We start from the raw sequence: 18,708 nt of genomic DNA, 5'->3' as shown, positions 1-18,708 counted from the left end.
CAGATGAATCGATAGGGGGAATGATGATTGAAACGGATGAAGCGTTGTCGTTGGGAATTGATGTCGGCACAACTGCAATAAAAATGATAGTGGTTTCCTCAACTGGAGAAATTAAGGGAACCTGGACCAAAACCCATGATCTTTTAAGTCCTCATCCCGGATTTGCTGAGGAAGATCCTGCAGTTTGGGAAAAAAATGTATATGCCTTACTTCATGAGGTAACCCAAGAAGTTGAACCAGGAGCTATAAAGGCCATTGGGGTAACGGGAATGGTCCCAGCCTTGATTGCACTAGATAACGACTTGAAGCCACTCATGAATTCAATTCAACAAAATGACATCCGGTCGGAACGGGAAATCAAGGAATTGGAAGCTCAAATCGATCCTGATTGGTTTTTCTCCAAAACGGGAAATAAGGTCAATCAACAACACCTCTTTCCCAAACTTCTCTGGATATCTCGAAATCGTCCTGAAGTATTTGCCAAGATTCAGTTCATCCTTGGTTCGTATGATTATATTGCGTATTTATTGACAGGGATTGTCCAGGTTGAACATAACTGGGCGCTGGAAAGTGGCATGTGGGATATAAAGGAAGCTTGTTGGTTGCACGCATTGTTTCCTCTTGCCGGTATCGAACGGAGCTGGCTTCCCCCTGTTTCTCAAACAACTGATATAGTAGGAATGACTACAAAGAAGCTTGAAGAACTCACTGGTTTACAGGCAGGAATTCCTGTTATTGCCGGTACTGCAGACCATATTGCCTCTTCGTATTGTACAGGAGCAAGAAAACCGGGGGACTTGGTTCTCAAACTTGGAGGAGCGGGAGATATCCTGCTTGCCTTGGATTTCTTGGTTACTGATAACAGACTCTTCATTGACTATGGATGTAGTAGAGACGTTCCTTTTTTACTCAATGGTTGTACTGCCAGTAGCGGTTCAATGCTCAAATGGTTCCAGAATGAATTTTCATTTACGGATTTTTTGGAAATGGATAAAATGGCGGAATTCGTCACTCCTGGATCTGAAGGAGTTGTGATATTACCCTATTTTTTAGGAGAAAAGACGCCTCTTTTTGATGTCAATGCAAAAGGTGTAATCTATGGATTGTCCCTTTCCCATACGAAAGCCCATGTCTACAGGGCGATGCTTGAAGCGGTTGCCTTTAGTTTTCGCCATCACATCGAGGTGTTTTCAGAGTTGAATCTACCTATCAAGAGAGTCTTCATTACAAACGGGGGCTCAAAGAGTATGTTATGGCGGTCAATTATGGCTGATGTCATTGGATATGATCTGCAGTATGTGAAACACAACCCGGGATCCTGTCTTGGTGCTTCCTTGCTTGCTGGTATTGGATGCGGGATCATGGAGGAAAAAATTGCCGATTGCTTTATGGATGATCTGCTTGATATCCCCTATAACCCAGAAAATCACTTACTCTATGAACGTCCGTATGAAATATACAGGCACCTCTATGAAGCTTTGAAACCTATAACTATTGGTTTGTTATAGATATATTTTATTTTTTTGTTATTATATAAACAAATATCAGTAAATGATTGCATCAATACAATAAAATCTTTGTTTGAACCACAGGGAAACAGAAAGAAGGTCCATATGATTAGTAGCAACTGATATCCCTAACGATTCAATGTCTTGATTAGAAATATCAACACATTCGGTATAATTATTGATTTTGAGAAAAAAGAACGCACTTAGAATTCCCACTCGTTTATTTCCATCATAAAAAATATGCTCTTGAATTATCTTGGTACAATAAAATGCAGCTTTATCATAAATCGAGGGATATCGAGGTTCTCCGAAAACTTCTAGATTTACAGATTCAACAATATATTTCAAATCACCAAGCAAACAACCGAGAGAAAACAAATCACCACCATGATGTTCAATGGTGGCAATTTGCAATTTAATAATCTCGTCTTCTGTAAGAAATCTGAGCACTGAAAAATCCTGGGCTATTTTGCGAGGCTAACCCATGCCTGCTGATATTTTGTAAAAATCTCAGCCATGACTGTCTGATCCTCCAATTCTGAACTATCCACTGAATGAGGATTTACACTGAAATTATAATATGGCAAATCTTTTACTGTAATTTCTACACCAGTCAGAGTCACACTCTGATCCTGACTTCTAAGCTCCTGTAACCTTATATTTCCCATTTTCTAATTTCTCCATTAGTTCTTGCCGTCGAATCCATTGAAACCCATGAAATGGGGTTATCAACGCAACATCAATATTCCCTCCCACTGTCTGAATAGTTCTTCCAAATCTTTGGAATTTACTAGTAGTATCAATAAGGAATGTACTTAAGTCTATTGCATCTTGGAGAGAAAGTAAAGGATATCTAATCTTGTCTCGAGAATTCTCCCCCATTTGGAAAAATTTTCGCATTATGTCATTTTCACCGCTCCCCGTGCATCCTATATCAGCATGACGAATTTTCTCTGAATTCTTTCCGAGATGTAATTCGTATGTAACACCTTCTTGTAGATCTGTACCATCGGGATTATCCTCAAATCCATCCAAATGAAATCCAATTGGAGCCCAGTCTTTTGGTGCATTTGTTTTATAGTCTTGAAAATTCTTCTCGAGCTCCATCATAAAATATTCTATGATAATATCAGCAGTCTCAGATAATGTCTTATCTTTCAATTTACCTGTCTTTTGCAGTAGTTGTATATGATAATAGATGCTTTTATTTGACAATACACCCAAACCAAAAAAAGATAGCGCATATTTATCATCAATGCTTATCAATTTCTGAGTATAGGATGAAGCAGAAAATGGAATATTGAATGAAGTATGGGGCATTTTTAACTTATCCCCTGGAATAATCGTATGGCATTTAGGACAGCTTAATGTCATTCCTTTGAAACTAATATCTATGCCTTGATGACCAGTTGCTAAACTATCGGCAGCGATGACTAATCCATCAGGAACACGTAACGAAACTATTAGACTCATAATTTTTCTCCTCATACAAAGCTTTTCAGATTTTGTATACTACTTTTCCACTATTTCAATGTTCCGAACAGCGGAACTCTCTGAATTAACAATACCAAATTAAACTGGACGTTTCCATATACCGCTCTTCCCTTCTTATTTTCAAATTTACCAACGAATCTATATAAAAGGTCCATCTTACCCATCAGAAATCACCTTTACTCGTTTTACTGTTTGTAGTTTTCTTTCCACATGTTGAAATCGTAAATTATGCCAGAACGGACTGTTTGTTAGTGTCCTCTTCATTTGACAACGACAGAATCATAGTTTCAACTGTTGAAAAATTTCGTGAAGGAACCTTACATAATTTATCAGCCACTCTTATTCCCCGCAGAGGATATTGAGACGTCCGTGAATTTTTATCTGTTAAAAGATACTCAATTGAGGTATTGCTCATTTTTGCAAGAATATATGCATTTAATATTTTTAGTAATCGTGCAGCAGATCGTTGATTCTTTATCAACGGGTAATTAAGTCCAGCCTTTTTAGCCAAAACTTTGAGACTTTCATATTGGTTCAAATTCTCAATTCTTTTCCAGAACTGATATCCCTGCATTTCTTTTTCCATATTTAGGAGTATAAGCCCACACAAACAAAAGTTAAATAAATTTGACTAAAAATGGTTAACAAGTTAAATATATGTAAATATTGATCTGAACCCTAAAAATGAAAAAAATGGACGTTGCAGTGGCGAAATCTGGAAAATTTCAGAAAGCTTGACTCCGAGAAGCAGTCATTGAGAAAATCAATAAAGGAAACACCTATTTTCCTATAGTTCAGCAATGACGGAAGCAAAAAAGCCAAACAAACGAGAAGAGGAGGTTTCTAATGGAAATACCTACTAAGGAAGATCTAGACAGAGTGGAGCAAAAACTTGATCTGTTGTTTACAAAACAGGAAATTCAGATTATTCCTACAGCTGCTGTTAACTTGCATTTTATAGAATATAATCCCTCCTCCTTCCCATGGAGATGGGGGAATTTTTTTCTTCAAGGGGAGAACATTCAATATTCATGATAATTACATCTTTTTTACTTGCCTAGGAGGATACGTTTTTAGTACTATACTGAATATTATTACTATTAATAATTAATCATGTTAATAATTAAGGATGCAATTAAATGGATGTTGTCTTAAAGGAAGAGTTGATTGCTGCCATGCACCGGTTAAAGAAAGTGGGCAGAAATTTTCCTCCTGATATTGGACTGAATATGGGTGAATTCTTCGTATTGGATAGAATAGGAAAGGATGTCTCTTGCTCTGGATCTGATATTGCTGATTCTGAGATGCAGAACCATCCGCATTTTACAAAACCTGCAGTATCCCAGATGCTCAATTCCTTGGAGAAAAAAGGATATATCGGCAGGGAAATAGATAAAAATGACCGCAGAAAAATTGTGGTGACTCTTACAGAGGAAGGAAAAGATATCCTAAAGAAGGCTAAATGTTTTTTCAATGATCGGATGGACTTTACCATAGCTCGCTTTGGTGAGGCTAATACTCGACAGTTGATTTCCCTGGTAAGCCTTTTGACCGATATCTCTGAAGAACTGAAGGATCTTCCCCTTCAGGAATTTGAGAAGGAAATACATCTTGACTAAATTGTCCCGGTATTTGAAACCGTTTTTGTTTGGCTTGGTCCTGACCATAGCCACTTTGTTTGTGCAGGCCATTTGTGAATTGAATCTGCCCAATTATATGTCTGACATCGTAAACGTAGGTATCCAGCAAAATGGGATCGTCGATGCATCTCCCCTTGCCTTGAGCCAGAAGGCAATGACGCTTATTACTACGTTCATGGATGATAACGAAAAAACCCTGGTCAATACGAGTTATTCGTTGGTAGCTGCCGATACTAATGAATATCCCAAGGCAACTGACAAGATTTTTGTACGAACTTCCCTGACGAGTAGCGATCTGCAAGCGCTTGATACGGCCTTTGGGACAGCAACCTGGACCATGATCAATAGCCTGAAGGCAATGGAAAGTCAGGCTGGCACTACTGCCAATATGAGTATTGATACGAAATCCATGGATATAGCCAAGTTATACCAAGCGCAACCAATGTTGGATCGACTTCCAGCCGATGTCATACAAACTGCCCACCAAGAGGCACTTTCCAACAATGCCTCGATACTCAAGCAAAGTGGCATAATGTTTTCAAGGCTCTTTCTTACTGAGCTTGGTGCTGATATCTCGTCAGTCCAGTCCTCCTACATCCTGGGAATAGGATTCAGGATGTTGCTCATAGCCCTCTTGGGTGGAGTAGCGACAGTATTGGTAAGTTTTCTCTCATCCCGAATTGCCGCAGGCATTGCAAAGAATCTGCGCAAGGATGTGTTTGAGAAGATTGAGAGTTTTTCCAGCAATGAATTCGACAAATTTTCCTCTGCGTCCCTTATTACCCGTTGCACCAATGATATAACCCAGATACAACGATTTTTTATGATGGGAATCCGAATGATCTGCTATGCCCCGATCATGGGCATAGGTGGAGTCCTCATGGCATTGGGAAAATCGGCATCGATGGGTTGGATCATCGCTGTTGCCTGTCTTGTCCTTATTGGAGTGATCATGATACTGATGGCCATTGTCATGCCAAAATTCAAGGCCATCCAAAAATTTGTTGATAGACTGAATCTGGTATCCCGTGAGAATCTTACCGGGTTGATGGTAATCCGTGCCTTCGGAACCCAGAATTATGAGAAGAAACGTTTCGAGCTCGCCAATGATGATCTTACGGACACTACGCTCTTTGTAAACAGGATCATGTCCCTGATGATGCCCGTGATGACTCTGGTAATGAGTGGTGTCTCGCTGGCAATTGTATGGGTTGGTGCACATCAGATAGCCAATTCCGTATTGCAGGTCGGTGATATGATGGCCTTCATGCAGTATGCCATGCAAATCATCATGTCCTTCTTGATGCTTTCGGTCATGTTCATTCTGGCCCCACGGGCTGCAGTTTCTGCTTCCCGTATCTCCGAGGTACTGACAACAGAGAATTCCATCATCGATCCCAAGGATCCAAAGAATTTTGATTCGACCAGAAAGGGCTTGGTTGAATTCAGAAATGTTTCCTTTCGATATCATGGAGCTGAAGAGAATGCCCTTGAGGATGTTTCCTTTATTGCTGAACCAGGAAAAACGACGGCCATCATTGGGTCCACTGGTTCGGGAAAATCGACGATCGCGAATATGGTCATGCGGTTCTATGATGTTACCGCGGGAAGTATTTTGGTCGATGGTGTAGACATCAGGCAAGTACGACAGAAGGACTTGCGAGAGAGGATAGGGTATGTTCCCCAAAAAGGTGTATTGCTTTCGGGCACTATTGCCTCCAACCTCACGTATGGAAAAAAGGATGCTACCCAACAAGAAATTGAAACGGTTGCCAGGGTAGCCCAGGCTTCTGAATTCATTACTGAAAAAGAAGAGGGCTTTGAATCAAGTATATCCCAGGGAGGATCGAATGTTTCTGGAGGTCAGAAGCAAAGGCTTTCCATAGCCAGAGCCTTGATCAAGAATCCCGAGATACTCATTTTTGACGATAGTTTTTCCGCCTTGGATTTCAAGACCGATATGCAGCTTCGCAAAGCTCTCAAGGAACATACTTCAGAGAGCACCGTTATTTTAGTTGCCCAACGTGTAAGCACCATCATGAAGGCTGAGCAGATTCTTGTACTGGATGAAGGCAAAATCGTTGGACGCGGGACTCATGCCGAATTACTGGAAACTTGCCCACAGTATTTTGAAATTGCGTCTTCGCAACTTTCAGAGGAAGAACTTGCATGAGTCAGAATTCAAATGAACCAAAAATGAAACCCCAGAGGGGTCCTATGGGTGGCCCGGGTATGCATGGCATGATGGCAGGAGAAAAAGCCAAGAATTTTACTGGCTCGATGTCCAAATTGATCAATTATCTTGGTAAGTATTCCTGGACGATACTGTTTGTGTGGATCCTTGCCATTATTTCCACCGTGTTCACGATTCTTGGACCAAAGATGCTGGGGCAGGCAACAGATGTCCTGTTCACCGGTATCATGGCAAAGATTGGTGGAAGCGGAAACATTGATTTTACCAGGATTGGACAAATACTCCTTTATTTGATTGGCCTCTATGTCTTCAGTGCCCTTTTCATGTATCTGCAGGGATTTGTGATGAGTGGTGTTACTGCCAAGGTAACTTTTCGGCTTAGAAACAACATCAGTGAAAAGATGCACCGTCTTCCCCTGGGTTACTATGACAAGACCTCCAATGGGGACGTCTTGAGTAGAATAACCAACGATGTCGATACGATAAGCCAGACCATGAACCAGAGTATGACGCAAATCATCACTTCGGTGACCTCGATCATTGGTATTGTCATCATGATGTTCTCGATTAGCTGGCATCTGACCTTGGTTTCTTTGTGTGTCATTCCGATTTCTTTTATTGTAGTGATGATCATCATCAAGAAATCGCAGAAACACTTCAAGAATCAACAAAAATTTCTTGGGAAGGTGAATGGACACGTAGAGGAGATGCTAGGTGGCCATACAGTGGTCAAGGCTTTCAACGGAGAGGAGGATTCTGCAAGAATCTTTGGCGAATATAACGAAGCCTTGTATCATTCTGCCTGGAAATCAAATTTCCTTTCTGGCTTGATGATGCCGATCATAAACTTTATCGGAAACCTTTCGTATGTTGCCATCTGTATCTTTGGCGGGTATCTTGCCATAAACGGTGCCATAACGGTAGGGGGAATTCAAGCCTTCATCCAATATGTTCGTTCATTCAACCAGCCAATTTCCCAGGTTGCCAACATATCCAACATTCTCCAGCAGACTGCCGCGGCAGCGGAGAGGGTTTTTGAGTTTCTGGAAGAAGGTGAAGAGATCCATGAAGCTGAGAATGCCTTGTCGATCAAGCGCAACAACTCCGATACTGATTCTGTCAATACAGTAGAAGTCGATGGCAATATTTGCTTTGACAAGGTTAGCTTTGGCTATAATCCGGATAAGACGATCATCCATGATTTCAGTGCATGCATTAAACCTGGACAGAAGATTGCCATCGTAGGTCCTACCGGTGCGGGAAAGACAACCATGGTCAAGTTGCTGATGCGTTATTATGATGTAGGAACTGGGGCAATCCTTCTTGATGGTCGAAATATAAATGATTTCAAGAGAAGTGAACTTCGTTCGTTGTTTGGAATGGTCTTGCAGGATACTTGGTTGTATAATGGGACTATCGCGGACAATATCCGTTATGGCAAGCTTGAGGCTTCTGATGAAGAGGTCAAGCAAGCAGCTATTGCCGCACAAGTAGACCATTTTGTGCGAACCTTGCCTGATGGCTATTCCCAGGTCCTTAATGAGGAAGCCAATAATATTTCCCAGGGGCAGAAGCAATTGCTTACGATTGCCAGGGCTATTTTGGCAGATCCGAAGATTCTGATTCTTGATGAAGCGACAAGTAGTGTCGATACCAGAACCGAGATATTGATCCAAAAGGCGATGGATACCCTTATGGAGAATCGGACGAGTTTTGTCATTGCCCATCGCTTGTCGACCATTCGCAATGCAGATTTGATTCTTGTCATGAAGGATGGCGATATCGTTGAACAGGGAACGCATCTTGAGCTTCTTGCAAAGAATGGGTTCTATGCAGACTTGTATAATAGCCAGTTTGAGAAAGTAGTTTAATATAAGGAAGGATAACATGCAGAAATTACCGCAAGTAGTATTGGAAGCTTGGGCAAACAGAGATGGGGCAGTAGTTTTTACTACTACAAATGGGCTAGGAATGCCCAACAGCATTTATGCCACCTGTGTTGGTTTGTATCAAGAGAGCCAGATTGTCATTGCCAATAACTATTTTTTGAAAACAAAAGAGAATATTGAGAAAGGTAGCAAGGCCACGCTTTTGTTCATCACCAAGGAGGGCAAATCCTACCAGATCAAGGGGAGCCTGGAATACTGTACTGAAGGAGATTATTTTGATTTCATGAAAAGCTGGAATCCGAAAAAACATCCTGGACATGGAGCTACGGTCCTCAAGACAGAGGAAATTTATTCTGGAAGTGAACGACTTCTGTAAACAATCGAAATAAACAAACAATACAAGGATGGCCATTCTGGAGTTTTTCCAAAACGGCCATCCTTGTATGTTTTTCAACTTTTTAATTATTCGAAGACGAAACAGGAACGGAAGTTCCTTCATGTAGAAGATCCCAGGCACCTACCACATGCTCAGCTATCTGGAATTGCAGGTTTCGGGCTTTTGACATTGCTTTGTTGTATTGGGTGCGTAATTCAGGCAATGGATTCTTCGGTAGTCTTTCTGGGAATGCTTGCAAGGCTTGGACATAGGCTTTTCCCAGTTCTTTTACCACGGAATCGACTCCTTCATAGGTATTCCAGAGTTTTTCTGCACGGGCAACCAGATTCTCCAGTTTCACTGAGACTTTCTCATGGGCTGCAAGCCAATACCCTTCGGCCAGTTCATTTATCAAAGAGGCTACGGGAACAATGGACTTGATTTTATAGGCATTTGCACCAACAAATACAAAACCTTGGCGGAGAAGTCCCTTGCGGGCATTGTTCAAGGCAATGGAAATGCAATAGTTTGCATCCTGGGCCTTGCAACTGGCAAGACACTTCCAAGCACATTTGAAGGCAGGGCGCCGTCCTTGCTCTGCATCAATGATAAAGTCATTACGGATTGCTCTTCCAGGCATCCCCACGGGGCTTTTTATAAGGCCGATCTGTTCTTTGGTGCAATCTACATAGGCTTGCTTGAACTTGATATCGGCATCGCATTCATCGGTCGCAACAAAACGAGTTGCCATCTGTACGCCTGCGGCTCCTAGATTCAAGGTGTCGTGGATATCCTTGCCAGAATATACCCCGCCTCCGGCAATAACCGGAATCTTCCTGCCATATTCCGCGCTGAAAGGAATCAGTGCCTCAACGATTTGGGGAACGATTGCTTGTAATTGAAAAGCCTTGTCATCCAGTTGCTCAGGTGTAAATCCCAGATGTCCCCCGGCAAGAGGTCCTTCAAAAACCACGGCATCAGGAATGTCCTTGTAAATTTTCCCCCACATCTTGAAAATCATTTCGGTGGCCCGGGCAGAACTTACAATGGGTACTATCGCAACTCCGTTCTCGCGCATTCGTTCGACAGGAAGTCCCTTGATGGGAAGACCTGCTCCCATAAAGACGATATCGACCTTTTCCTCGATGGCAACATCGAGCATTTGGTGGAAATCATTGAGTGCCACCATGATGTTCACTCCGATGATTCCCTTGGTTTTTTCCCTGGCAGTGCGAATTTCCCTTCGAAAGGCCCTGAGTCCGGCAGCCTGCCCATCCTGAAAATAATCTTTTTCAAGCAGACCGATACCATTGGCTGCAATGACACCGATGCCTCCGGCTTCTGCAACGGCAGAGGCCAAAGAAGAGAGAGAGATTCCTACTCCCATTCCTCCTTGTACAATTGGAACGGAAGCAACGAGCCTGCCAATGCGAAGTTCAGGCCAGTTTGGTTTTGTAAGCTGTATTTCCTCGAGAAAACTACTGATTTTTTTGATGGGCAACGTTTTCGCAAGGTTATCCGATACGGTACGAAGCGAGGTCATGAGGCTGTCGAAGCGTGCTATATTCATCGGCTTTTTCCTTTTCTTGATGGTATATCCGTGGAGACCAATCTCCAGTCAGTATTAATTTAACATATTTACAAAAAGTGTCATAGTGTTATGTATTGGTAAATTATCCTTTCTTTCAAGAAACCTGGAAAAGTGAATATGTCATCTTGAAACGCTTGTCTTTGCAACGATAGTTCTGGTATCTTTTGCAAAATAGAACAATTTTAAGGAAAATCAGATGAAAAAAAGGTTTGAAGTGGTATGTTTGTTGCTGGTTATGTGTTTTCTTGCAACAAATCTTGGAGCACAAGGCGTGGTGGAAAAGCCTGTGATCAAAGTCCTCGTCCTGGATATGTTTGAAGTGGGATCCAATAAAGGTGATTTTGCAGGTGAATTCCAGCATTACTATGAAAAGTATTTTGACGGAGCCACGGATTATAATCTCAATACCATGCCGTTGACTTTGTATATCAATGATGCTGGTATTGCGGGATGTATAGCAGGAATGGGAAAAGCCCAGGCTTCTTCCACGCTTACTGCCATTCTTTCCGACCCTCGGTTCGATACTTCCCACACGTATATACTGGTTTCCGGTTGTGGTGGCATGCCTCCTACAAGAGGAACCCTCGGTGATGTAGTCTGGGCAAAGGAATTGGTTGATTATGATTTGGGACATTCCTGGACAGAATCCGATATCGCTCCCGGGACAACGGCAACCTTTATGCGTAGCAACGGCTATGATAGATCAGGTTATATCAAACTGAACCAGAATTTGGCAAATTGGGCATATGCAACAACCAAGGATGTAGTGTTGGTCGATGATGCCAAGGCCGAAGCCTACCGGGCAAACTATGGAAGTGAAGAGGCTTTGGAAAAACCCGCTGTCCGTATGGGTGTTTCCGTTACTGGGGACAACTATTGGCACGGAAAGCATTCTTCCTTGCATGCAGATGAAGTTTGTGCATCCTATGAGGCAGGAGCCTATATGGTTACCCAGATGGAAGACAATGCTTTTGCTGTTGCCGCAATGAATTATGGGTTGCTTGACCGTTTATTGGTATGTCGGGACATAGTCAACTATGATCAACCGTATGAGGGTCAGACGGTTCTTGAAAGCCTTGATGCCAGTTCAGGAGCCTTCTCCATGGGGATGACGAACGGATTCCTTGTTGGCTCGACGGTAGTCGATGAATTGGTTGCAAATTGGGATACGTACAAGAATACAATTCCTTCAACCAAGTAAACTGATACCCCTCGCTTGCAGTTTTTCGATGAAAAAGGACTCCTTTTATCTTGCAAAGGGAGTCCCTGCTTCTATTCGCGTAATCTCTATTCTTGGAAATCCTGGAACAACTGAGCCACAATCAAGGAATAATCCTTCAGTACCTGTTCTTCATCTACAGTCATGAATTGGTTGTCTTTCAGTATCCACTTTCCGTTGGACATAACACTCTTGATCATATCTTTCCTAGTATAGAGGACCAGGTTATGCAGGACATTGGAAAAGTCTGGAAGGGAAACGAGTGGGCTGATCGCATCAGTTATTCGGATGAAAACCAGGTCGGCACTCGAGCCTTCCTCGATTTGCCCTGAATATCCGACTTTCTGGGAAAAAACTGTCGCATGCTTTGTTGCCATATCAAATACGGTATCAGCAGAATACTGATTTTGTCTCAGACTTTGTTTCAACTCACCATAGGTAGCTCGCATGACGTCCCAGATATCATGGGTTGCAAAGTCAGTTCCCAGCACAACATTTATTCCTTGCTGGAGCATGGCACAGAGATTCATGCTGCCAGCTCCGCTTCGCAGATTCGAAAGAGGACAATGGACGACGTTTGCCTGATGCTTGGCAAGAAGGGCAATATCCTGTCCCGTGGTTTCCACGCAATGAAACAAAATGGTCTCTTTTCCCAGCATATGTTCTCTTGCAAGCAATTCAATTGTTGATAGCCCGAATTTTTTCTCGATGTCCGCTCGTCTCCAACTTGTTTCCAGGCAGTGGGTCATCAGATAAGGGTGGTCGATTTCATAGTGATTTCTCGTTTCCAGAAGACCTTCTTGGTCAAGCTCTTCTTCTTCAGGAAGATGGATGCCTTGGCAGATGAGTTCTGTTTCGGCCACATCCGTCGGGTATTGTTCATAATAGTCGACAATACCCTTTATCCCTATCTGTTGGGCACATTCCTGTAGAATGGGGGATGATTCATCCGCTTCTCCTGTCTCCACGATGAAGGAGACTCCGTTCCTGACGTATTGTATGTAGGAATAGAGTACCAAGGTCCTGAAAGCAGGAGTATGTACGTTGTTGTCTAGGTAATCGAAGATGAATTTTTGCAATTTTCCCTGAACGGTGTCATTGCACCATTGTTTCAGGGACAGGTCACGGTCCAATCCCCTGCCTAGGGTATCTGGGGTATGTACATGGCAGTCAGAGAGGGAAGGGATGATGATATAGGAAGAACAGTCATACATTTCCTCATCCCCCTGGGAGGCCAGGTTATCGGCAATCTCGCCAATGATCGAGGAGGAAATCTTGATATCGCCCGTATGAACCAAGTGGTCGCTTCCGATGTATCGCGCGTGTTTTAGTATCATGGGAATATGATACCACGCATATTCCCATTTCCCAAGGGTCTGTGAAGGATTACTTCTTTGGTTGGATAGGAATCCAGACTTCGAATTCCTGATCAGTAGTATCTTCGGTAATGTAGCGCTCAATATCGGGGGCCGTTCCAAATACATAATCAGAAGAGGGGAGCCATTCGCTCATAATTTGCTTCTGGAGGTCTTGAATGGCTTTTGGCATGGCTCCTCTTCCCGAGAAAATTGCCCAGGTTGTTGAATCGATGGTATGTGATTCCAATCCTTGGGGTACTGGTTTATCCGAGGCAATTGCGATGTAATACATCCAATCCTTGTCTTGGTCACCTGTACAGCATACTCCCAACAGACCCTTTGGTTCCTGTCCCATATGTGTACATAGTCGAGCAATGTCCCCAGATTTCTCTTTGGCATCCCAGAACTTGGGAATGATGTCAAAGGATGAGTCCGAATCTTTTTCCAGCTTCAGGGAAAAACCTACGACGGTAAATGATTCCTTGTCTTCAATGCGATAATTCATTTCTTCTGCTCCCTTGATCGATAATGTAAAGGTTATGCGAGGGAAGGCCTTGAGCAGGTTTCCCTTTTTACGTGCAGCAGAGGGCGATAATCCGTTTTGGTTCTGAAATGCCCGATTGAAGGAGGTCGGGGATTCATATCCGTAGCGTAATGCCACGGTGAGAACCTTGTCTCCTTGTTGTAGGTCGAAGGCTGCCTTGGTAAGTCTCCTCCTCCGAATATACTCGGAGAGAGGAATTCCCACCATGAACGAGAACATCCTCTGAAAGTGGTATGTGGAACAACCTACGATACTGGCTGCCCTTTCATAGGATATTTCCCCGTCCAGGTTTTCCTCGATATACGATAGAGCCTCATTGATTTTTTCCAGCCACTGCATGTGCTTTTCCTCTTATAACCAGAGTATAGGGAGTCCCAAGAGAGTATTCCTCTCTATTGATGCACAATAATGAGAGATTCTCAACAGGGCTCATAAAGAAAGGGTAGTGGTAGCAAAACAATCTGTAGAAATTGGCAAAAGAAGCGTATGTAGACAACTGCGCCAAGTCTTTGGCAGCTTTACTATTGTTTCTTCTTCCTGTAGGCAGTCTCTTCCAGGGGAAGCGAGGTACGGAATTTCCCGTCAAACCGAAAATAGGCGTTCTGACAGGCAGGGGCTGTCGGGATGGTGCATAGTTCACCTACACCTTTTACGCCATAGGCAATGGGACTTTTCTGGGGACCTTCTACCAATTTGACCTCAATTTCCGGCACATCAGTGGATCTCAATAGTCCCAAGGTGCCGTACTTTACATCCAGGTATCCTTCTTTCAGGGGAAAGTCTTCAGTGAGTCCATAGCCCAGACCCATAACGACCCCGCCTTCAATCTGTCCTGTCAGAGCCTGGAGGTTCACAGGTGTTCCGACATCGCAGGCAGCTGTTACGTGTTCTAGTTTTCCGTTTTCATCAAGGGTGACTACTTGGGCTGAGTAGCTATAGGCAACATGGCTGACCGGATTCTTTTTTGTTGAAGTAATGGGATCGGTTATGCTGGTATATTCTCCATGGAATTCTTGTCCTTCCAATGAAATAAGGCTATTTTTCTTGAGCTGTTTCCTCAACTGGAGGGCTGCCCGTTTGACAGCCTCTCCCGTAAATACTGTTTGTCGTGAGGCTGTACTGGTTCCGGAATCCGGGGTGCGGATGGTATCGGGTCGTTCAACAAGCATATCGGAAGTTTCTAGATTGCAGGTCTCGCCAAGCATTTGCATGCACATGGTGGCCACGCCCTGTCCCATACAAGCTGCACTGGTACGAATGTGAACCACTCCCTGTTCAACGGAGAGAATGCAACGTCCTGTATCGGGAACTCCCACGCCAACGCCACTGTTTTTGAAGCCACAGGCAATACCTGCGCGCTTTGAAGCAAAGAAGTCCTCTTTTACGGCTTCCAGACATTCGATTATGCCAGTATCTGGACCCGCTATCTGTCCATTGGGCATGATGTCTCCATTTTTGAGTGCGTTTATTCTCCGGATCGTCCAATAATCAATACCCAGTTCATCGGCAAGCAAATTGAGGTTCGACTCGACGGCAAAGCAACTTTGGGTTACCCCAAAACCGCGGAAAGCTCCAGAAGGAACCAAGTTTGTATAGATAGCTTTCCCGAGGACTTCGAAATTCTGGAAGTTATACGGACCAGAGGCATGGGTGCAGGCTCGTTGCAACACGGGGCCTCCCAGAGAGGCATAGGCTCCGGTGTTGGCCAGGATGACTGCTTTCATGCCGGTAAGCCTGCCTTGGTCATCGCACGCAGTGGTAAGCTCTATGTCCATCGGATGACGTTTAGGATGTACCGATAGGCTTTCTTGTCTGCTGAGTTTGACTTTGACCGGTTTTTTCAATATCCAGGCAACCAAGGCTGCATGGTGCTGAACGCTCATGTCTTCCTTGCCCCCGAAACCTCCACCGACAAGCATGCTATGGCAATGGACCTTTTCAGGGGGGAGTTGCAACATTCTGGAGATTTCGTGCTGTTCATCATAGATGGACTGACTTGAGGTATAGACCAGAACGCCATCCTCACCTTCAGGAAGCGCGACAGCACATTCTGGCTCCATGAAGGCATGTTCGGTATAGGGGGTATGGTAGGTTCGCTTGACTACATGTTTGGCCTCTGCTATGGCTGAGTCGGCATTGCCCCGTACAATATGTTCCACCGAAAGAATATTTCCTTTTTCGTGGATATACGGTGCATCATCTGATAGGGCTTCCTCGATGGAAAGTATTGGCTTAAGTACTTCATATTCGATTTTTATCAAGGATGCCAGTTCATTCAAGGTTTCCCACTTTTTCGAGACTACCAGGCATATGGCATCTCCTATATAGCGGGTAACTGTTCCCTGTCCAATAAGGACATCCCAATCCTGGGTAAGGTGTCCCAGAATATTCTGGGGTACATCCCTTGCGGTAATAAGATGAAGAAAATCAGGGTGCTTCTGGGCTTCTGTTGCATCTATTGAAAGGACTCTTGCCCTGGGATAGGCCGAACGGACTGCTTTCGCATAGACCATGCCGGGAATACGGATATCATCGGTATACATGCCTGTACCGAGGGCTTTTTCAATTGCATCGGTACGACGATATTTTTCATTGAGCCTGGGATGTTCGATTTTCGTAGGGATTGGCTTGTCTTCACGAAAAAACGTGGCTGCCAGCAAAATGGCCTCTTCAATTTTCTTGTAGCCCGTGCAACGGCAAATGTTTCCCCTGATGGCCTTCTTGACCATCTCCTGCGTAGGGTTCTTTTCAGTATCTATCAAGCTTTTTGCACAAAGGATCATACCGGGAGTACAGTATCCGCATTGTACGGCTCCTGCCTCTGCAAAACAGTAGGAGTATATCTCCGCTTCTCGTTCGGATAGCCCTTCTATGGTAATGATTTGTTTGCCTTCAAGTTTGGAGAGGGACGGTACACAGGCTTTTGTCTTTACTCCGTTGATCAAGACGGTGCAGGTCCCGCAGGCCCCTTCGCTGCAACCATCTTTTGTCCCGGTAAGCTGTAGGTCCTCACGAAGAAAACGAAGAAGTTTTTTATCTTCCCCGTCATAGGTAATAGATTTTCCGTTCACGCTGAAAGCATACACAGCTTTGCCCTCCGATTTCCCTTTCCTGCAATGTGCCTGAGTATAAAAGGATATTCCATTAGGTTGGGTACATGTGTTAGCCGCTTAGCGTCAGCATCCTGGCAAGGGATACTTCGGTCTGTGATGCTATACCGGTACAGTTTCCCTTGAAAAAGGCAAATAGTCAATAAGCGGTTGTAGTTTGTTGCAGGGGAGGTCTTTTTCGCTTGGAAAGATCTGGATTGTCTACTTTGAGATTGGCGGAAAACAAAAAAATCTGAGTGAATCTGTTTGTAAAGATGCCGGTTTTTTTCCTGTGTTGTTTGTAATAAAGTCAGTATCTCTTTTCAACTAAAAAACAGGTCTTTCTTTCCGGTAAGGAAATCAATGGCATTGATATGATTTATTCCTTCTCTTGAATAATCATACGCTTCATTGGTGATGATGAATCGTGGGCAGGTATCTTTTATGGGAAGGAAAGCCCCGAATTCACGTGTTTGCGTTTCCTCCCCCTTGAGATCATAGGCGACTTGCAGATAGCATTTCTTTCCTTCCTGACAGGCAATGAAATCCACTTTGGCTTTTCCTGCCTTGCCAATATATACTTCATAACCACGGGCAATCAATTCATTGCATATAACCGTTTCAAGGGAGAAAGACAAAGAAGAGGTTTCTCTCCCATTCTTGTTGAGCGTTATGAAAGAGGGATCGACTGCATAATATTTTTGCATAGTGGTCAAGGCCTTTTTTCCAAGGATATCGTATCTTTGGATTGGGGTAACCAAATAGGCATTTTCCAGGATTCTGAGATAGTCATAGAGAGTTTGTCTTGAGATTTTCTCTTTTTCATAAAAGGACATATTTCCTGCAATGCTTGAAGGTGAAATGGTATTGCCTGATAAAGAAAGGATAAAAGAAGTTACGTTTAAAAAGGACGTTCTTGAAACAGATAACCCATTATCAAAGATATCCCGGGCTATTATTCCTTGGAATAAATCATTCATGAGTTTTCTTGCATTTCCTGTTTCCTGAGTATCCAGACGTAAAGGAAAACCACCCCACATGAGATAATCAGTGAAAGTTTTTTCTGTTGCCTGTATTCCTTTGGTCTCGAGGTATTGGATGGTTTCTTTATAGGTAAAAGGCATGATTACAAAATCAACAGTACGCCCAGTGAGTCGGGTTGCAAGTTTTCCTTTCAGAAGATTGGAACAAGAACCAGTTACGAATATTGAACAAGAAACCTTTGCTTGCAATGAGGCCAGTACTATTTCAAAGTCTTCAATGTATTGGATTTCATCCAAGAAAATATAGTATTTATCAGAATCGACAATGCTTGATGAAACTAAGGAATAGAATCCTTCCGGATCATTTTTGTATTTTCTCAAACCAATGTCTTCTGCGTCAAAGAAGATAATATGCTTTTCATTTGTCTTGGCTTTGATTTCATTCATAATTTGGGACAACAAGATTGATTTCCCGCAACGCCGTACGCCAGAAATTACCTTGATAAGGTTGAGCTCATAAAATGGTCTTATTTTCTTTAGGTAGAGTTCTCTGATAATCATAGATTTAGTATCAGCCAACTAATAAATATTGTCAACTCAAAGTAGACTAATTTATAAAATATAATTAGTTCGTCTAGTTATGTTAGACCGAAACAATCATTACTTGTAATTGTTGTTCAACGGTAAAAGTCTGGAAAGCAAAAAAATCGGAGTGAATCTGTCCGTAAAAACGGCGGGATCCCCTCCTATAAAAGATGCCAGCAAGGCATTTTTTTGTTCATCAAGTACTATCTTATATAATATTAATGTACTGATCAACAAT

Annotated in this window: 16 protein-coding genes; 7 read left to right on the top strand and 9 right to left on the bottom strand. The window is 43.1% G+C overall.

The window, feature by feature from the left end; all coding sequences use genetic code 11:
- Positions 1-23: 23 nt before the first annotated feature.
- Positions 24-1,508 (top strand): FGGY-family carbohydrate kinase, encoded by a 1,485-nt coding sequence (locus tag ACHZBG_RS05070; protein WP_394699327.1) that lies wholly within the window; start codon positions 24-26, stop codon positions 1,506-1,508.
- 36 nt (positions 1,509-1,544) lie between these two features.
- Here ACHZBG_RS05070 and ACHZBG_RS05065 read toward each other — a convergent pair whose 3' ends face one another.
- From ACHZBG_RS05065 to ACHZBG_RS05050, 4 genes are all read right to left on the bottom strand, one after another.
- Positions 1,545-1,958, bottom strand: coding sequence for a type II toxin-antitoxin system death-on-curing family toxin (locus ACHZBG_RS05065; RefSeq protein ID WP_320128363.1), 414 nt, complete (start codon positions 1,956-1,958; stop codon positions 1,545-1,547).
- Positions 1,959-1,972: 14 nt separating this feature from the next.
- Positions 1,973-2,176, bottom strand: a complete 204-nt coding sequence (locus ACHZBG_RS05060; protein ID WP_320128362.1) for a hypothetical protein — start codon at positions 2,174-2,176, stop codon at positions 1,973-1,975.
- Entirely contained in the window at positions 2,148-2,981 is an 834-nt protein-coding gene (locus ACHZBG_RS05055) for a hypothetical protein (protein ID WP_320128361.1), read from the bottom strand. Before ACHZBG_RS05055 ends, ACHZBG_RS05060 begins: the two co-directional genes overlap by 29 nt.
- 247 nt (positions 2,982-3,228) lie before the next feature.
- A complete protein-coding gene (locus tag ACHZBG_RS05050; protein ID WP_320128360.1) occupies positions 3,229-3,588 on the bottom strand; it encodes a hypothetical protein in 360 nt (119 codons plus the stop codon).
- Between the two features lie 260 nt (positions 3,589-3,848).
- Here ACHZBG_RS05050 and ACHZBG_RS05045 point away from each other — a divergent pair, with 260 nt between their 5' ends.
- The 5 genes from ACHZBG_RS05045 (at position 3,849) to ACHZBG_RS05025 (ending at position 9,101) form a co-directional block, all read left to right on the top strand.
- Positions 3,849-4,037 (top strand): hypothetical protein, encoded by a 189-nt coding sequence (locus ACHZBG_RS05045; RefSeq protein ID WP_320128359.1) that lies wholly within the window; start codon positions 3,849-3,851, stop codon positions 4,035-4,037.
- Positions 4,038-4,141: 104 nt separating this feature from the next.
- Positions 4,142-4,621 carry a MarR family transcriptional regulator gene (locus ACHZBG_RS05040; RefSeq protein WP_320128358.1) on the top strand — a complete coding sequence of 160 codons (480 nt, stop codon included), beginning with the start codon at positions 4,142-4,144 and terminating at the stop codon, positions 4,619-4,621.
- Complete coding sequence (locus tag ACHZBG_RS05035; RefSeq protein WP_320128357.1) at positions 4,614-6,815, top strand: ABC transporter ATP-binding protein; 2,202 nt, start codon at positions 4,614-4,616, stop codon at positions 6,813-6,815. The genes ACHZBG_RS05040 and ACHZBG_RS05035 overlap by 8 nt, the downstream gene beginning before the upstream one ends.
- A complete protein-coding gene (locus ACHZBG_RS05030; protein ID WP_320128356.1) occupies positions 6,812-8,707 on the top strand; it encodes an ABC transporter ATP-binding protein in 1,896 nt (631 codons plus the stop codon). The genes ACHZBG_RS05035 and ACHZBG_RS05030 overlap by 4 nt, the downstream gene beginning before the upstream one ends.
- Before the next feature lie 16 nt (positions 8,708-8,723).
- Positions 8,724-9,101 carry a pyridoxamine 5'-phosphate oxidase family protein gene (locus ACHZBG_RS05025; RefSeq protein ID WP_320128355.1) on the top strand — a complete coding sequence of 126 codons (378 nt, stop codon included), beginning with the start codon at positions 8,724-8,726 and terminating at the stop codon, positions 9,099-9,101.
- A gap of 82 nt (positions 9,102-9,183) precedes the next feature.
- On the opposite strand, the gene ACHZBG_RS05020 is transcribed toward ACHZBG_RS05025, so the two are convergent.
- Entirely contained in the window at positions 9,184-10,671 is a 1,488-nt protein-coding gene (locus ACHZBG_RS05020; protein ID WP_320128354.1) for a nitronate monooxygenase, read from the bottom strand.
- Positions 10,672-10,888: 217 nt separating this feature from the next.
- Between ACHZBG_RS05020 and ACHZBG_RS05015 the strand changes: the two genes are divergently transcribed.
- Positions 10,889-11,893 (top strand): purine nucleoside permease, encoded by a 1,005-nt coding sequence (locus ACHZBG_RS05015; protein WP_320128353.1) that lies wholly within the window; start codon positions 10,889-10,891, stop codon positions 11,891-11,893.
- 86 nt (positions 11,894-11,979) lie between these two features.
- Here the strand turns inward: ACHZBG_RS05015 and ACHZBG_RS05010 are convergent, their stop codons facing one another.
- The 4 genes from ACHZBG_RS05010 to ACHZBG_RS04995 all read right to left on the bottom strand — a co-directional run bounded on the left by ACHZBG_RS05010 (position 11,980) and on the right by ACHZBG_RS04995 (position 18,446).
- Positions 11,980-13,248: an amidohydrolase family protein gene (locus tag ACHZBG_RS05010; protein ID WP_320128352.1), complete on the bottom strand. Its 1,269-nt coding sequence runs from the start codon at positions 13,246-13,248 to the stop codon at positions 11,980-11,982.
- Positions 13,249-13,297: 49 nt separating this feature from the next.
- On the bottom strand, positions 13,298-14,152 hold the full coding sequence (locus tag ACHZBG_RS05005) for an AraC family transcriptional regulator (protein WP_320128351.1): 855 nt from the start codon (positions 14,150-14,152) through the stop codon (positions 13,298-13,300).
- Positions 14,153-14,334: 182 nt separating this feature from the next.
- Entirely contained in the window at positions 14,335-16,899 is a 2,565-nt protein-coding gene (xdh, locus tag ACHZBG_RS05000; RefSeq protein ID WP_320128350.1) for a selenium-dependent xanthine dehydrogenase, read from the bottom strand.
- Positions 16,900-17,225: 326 nt separating this feature from the next.
- On the bottom strand, positions 17,226-18,446 hold the full coding sequence (locus tag ACHZBG_RS04995; RefSeq protein ID WP_320128349.1) for an ATP-binding protein: 1,221 nt from the start codon (positions 18,444-18,446) through the stop codon (positions 17,226-17,228).
- Positions 18,447-18,708 lie beyond the last annotated feature (262 nt).

Origin of the sequence: uncultured Sphaerochaeta sp., assembly GCF_963676625.2 — a bacterium.
In the GTDB taxonomy this organism is placed as follows: domain Bacteria; phylum Spirochaetota; class Spirochaetia; order Sphaerochaetales; family Sphaerochaetaceae; genus Sphaerochaeta.
This window is presented reverse-complemented; position numbering and strand designations above follow the sequence as displayed.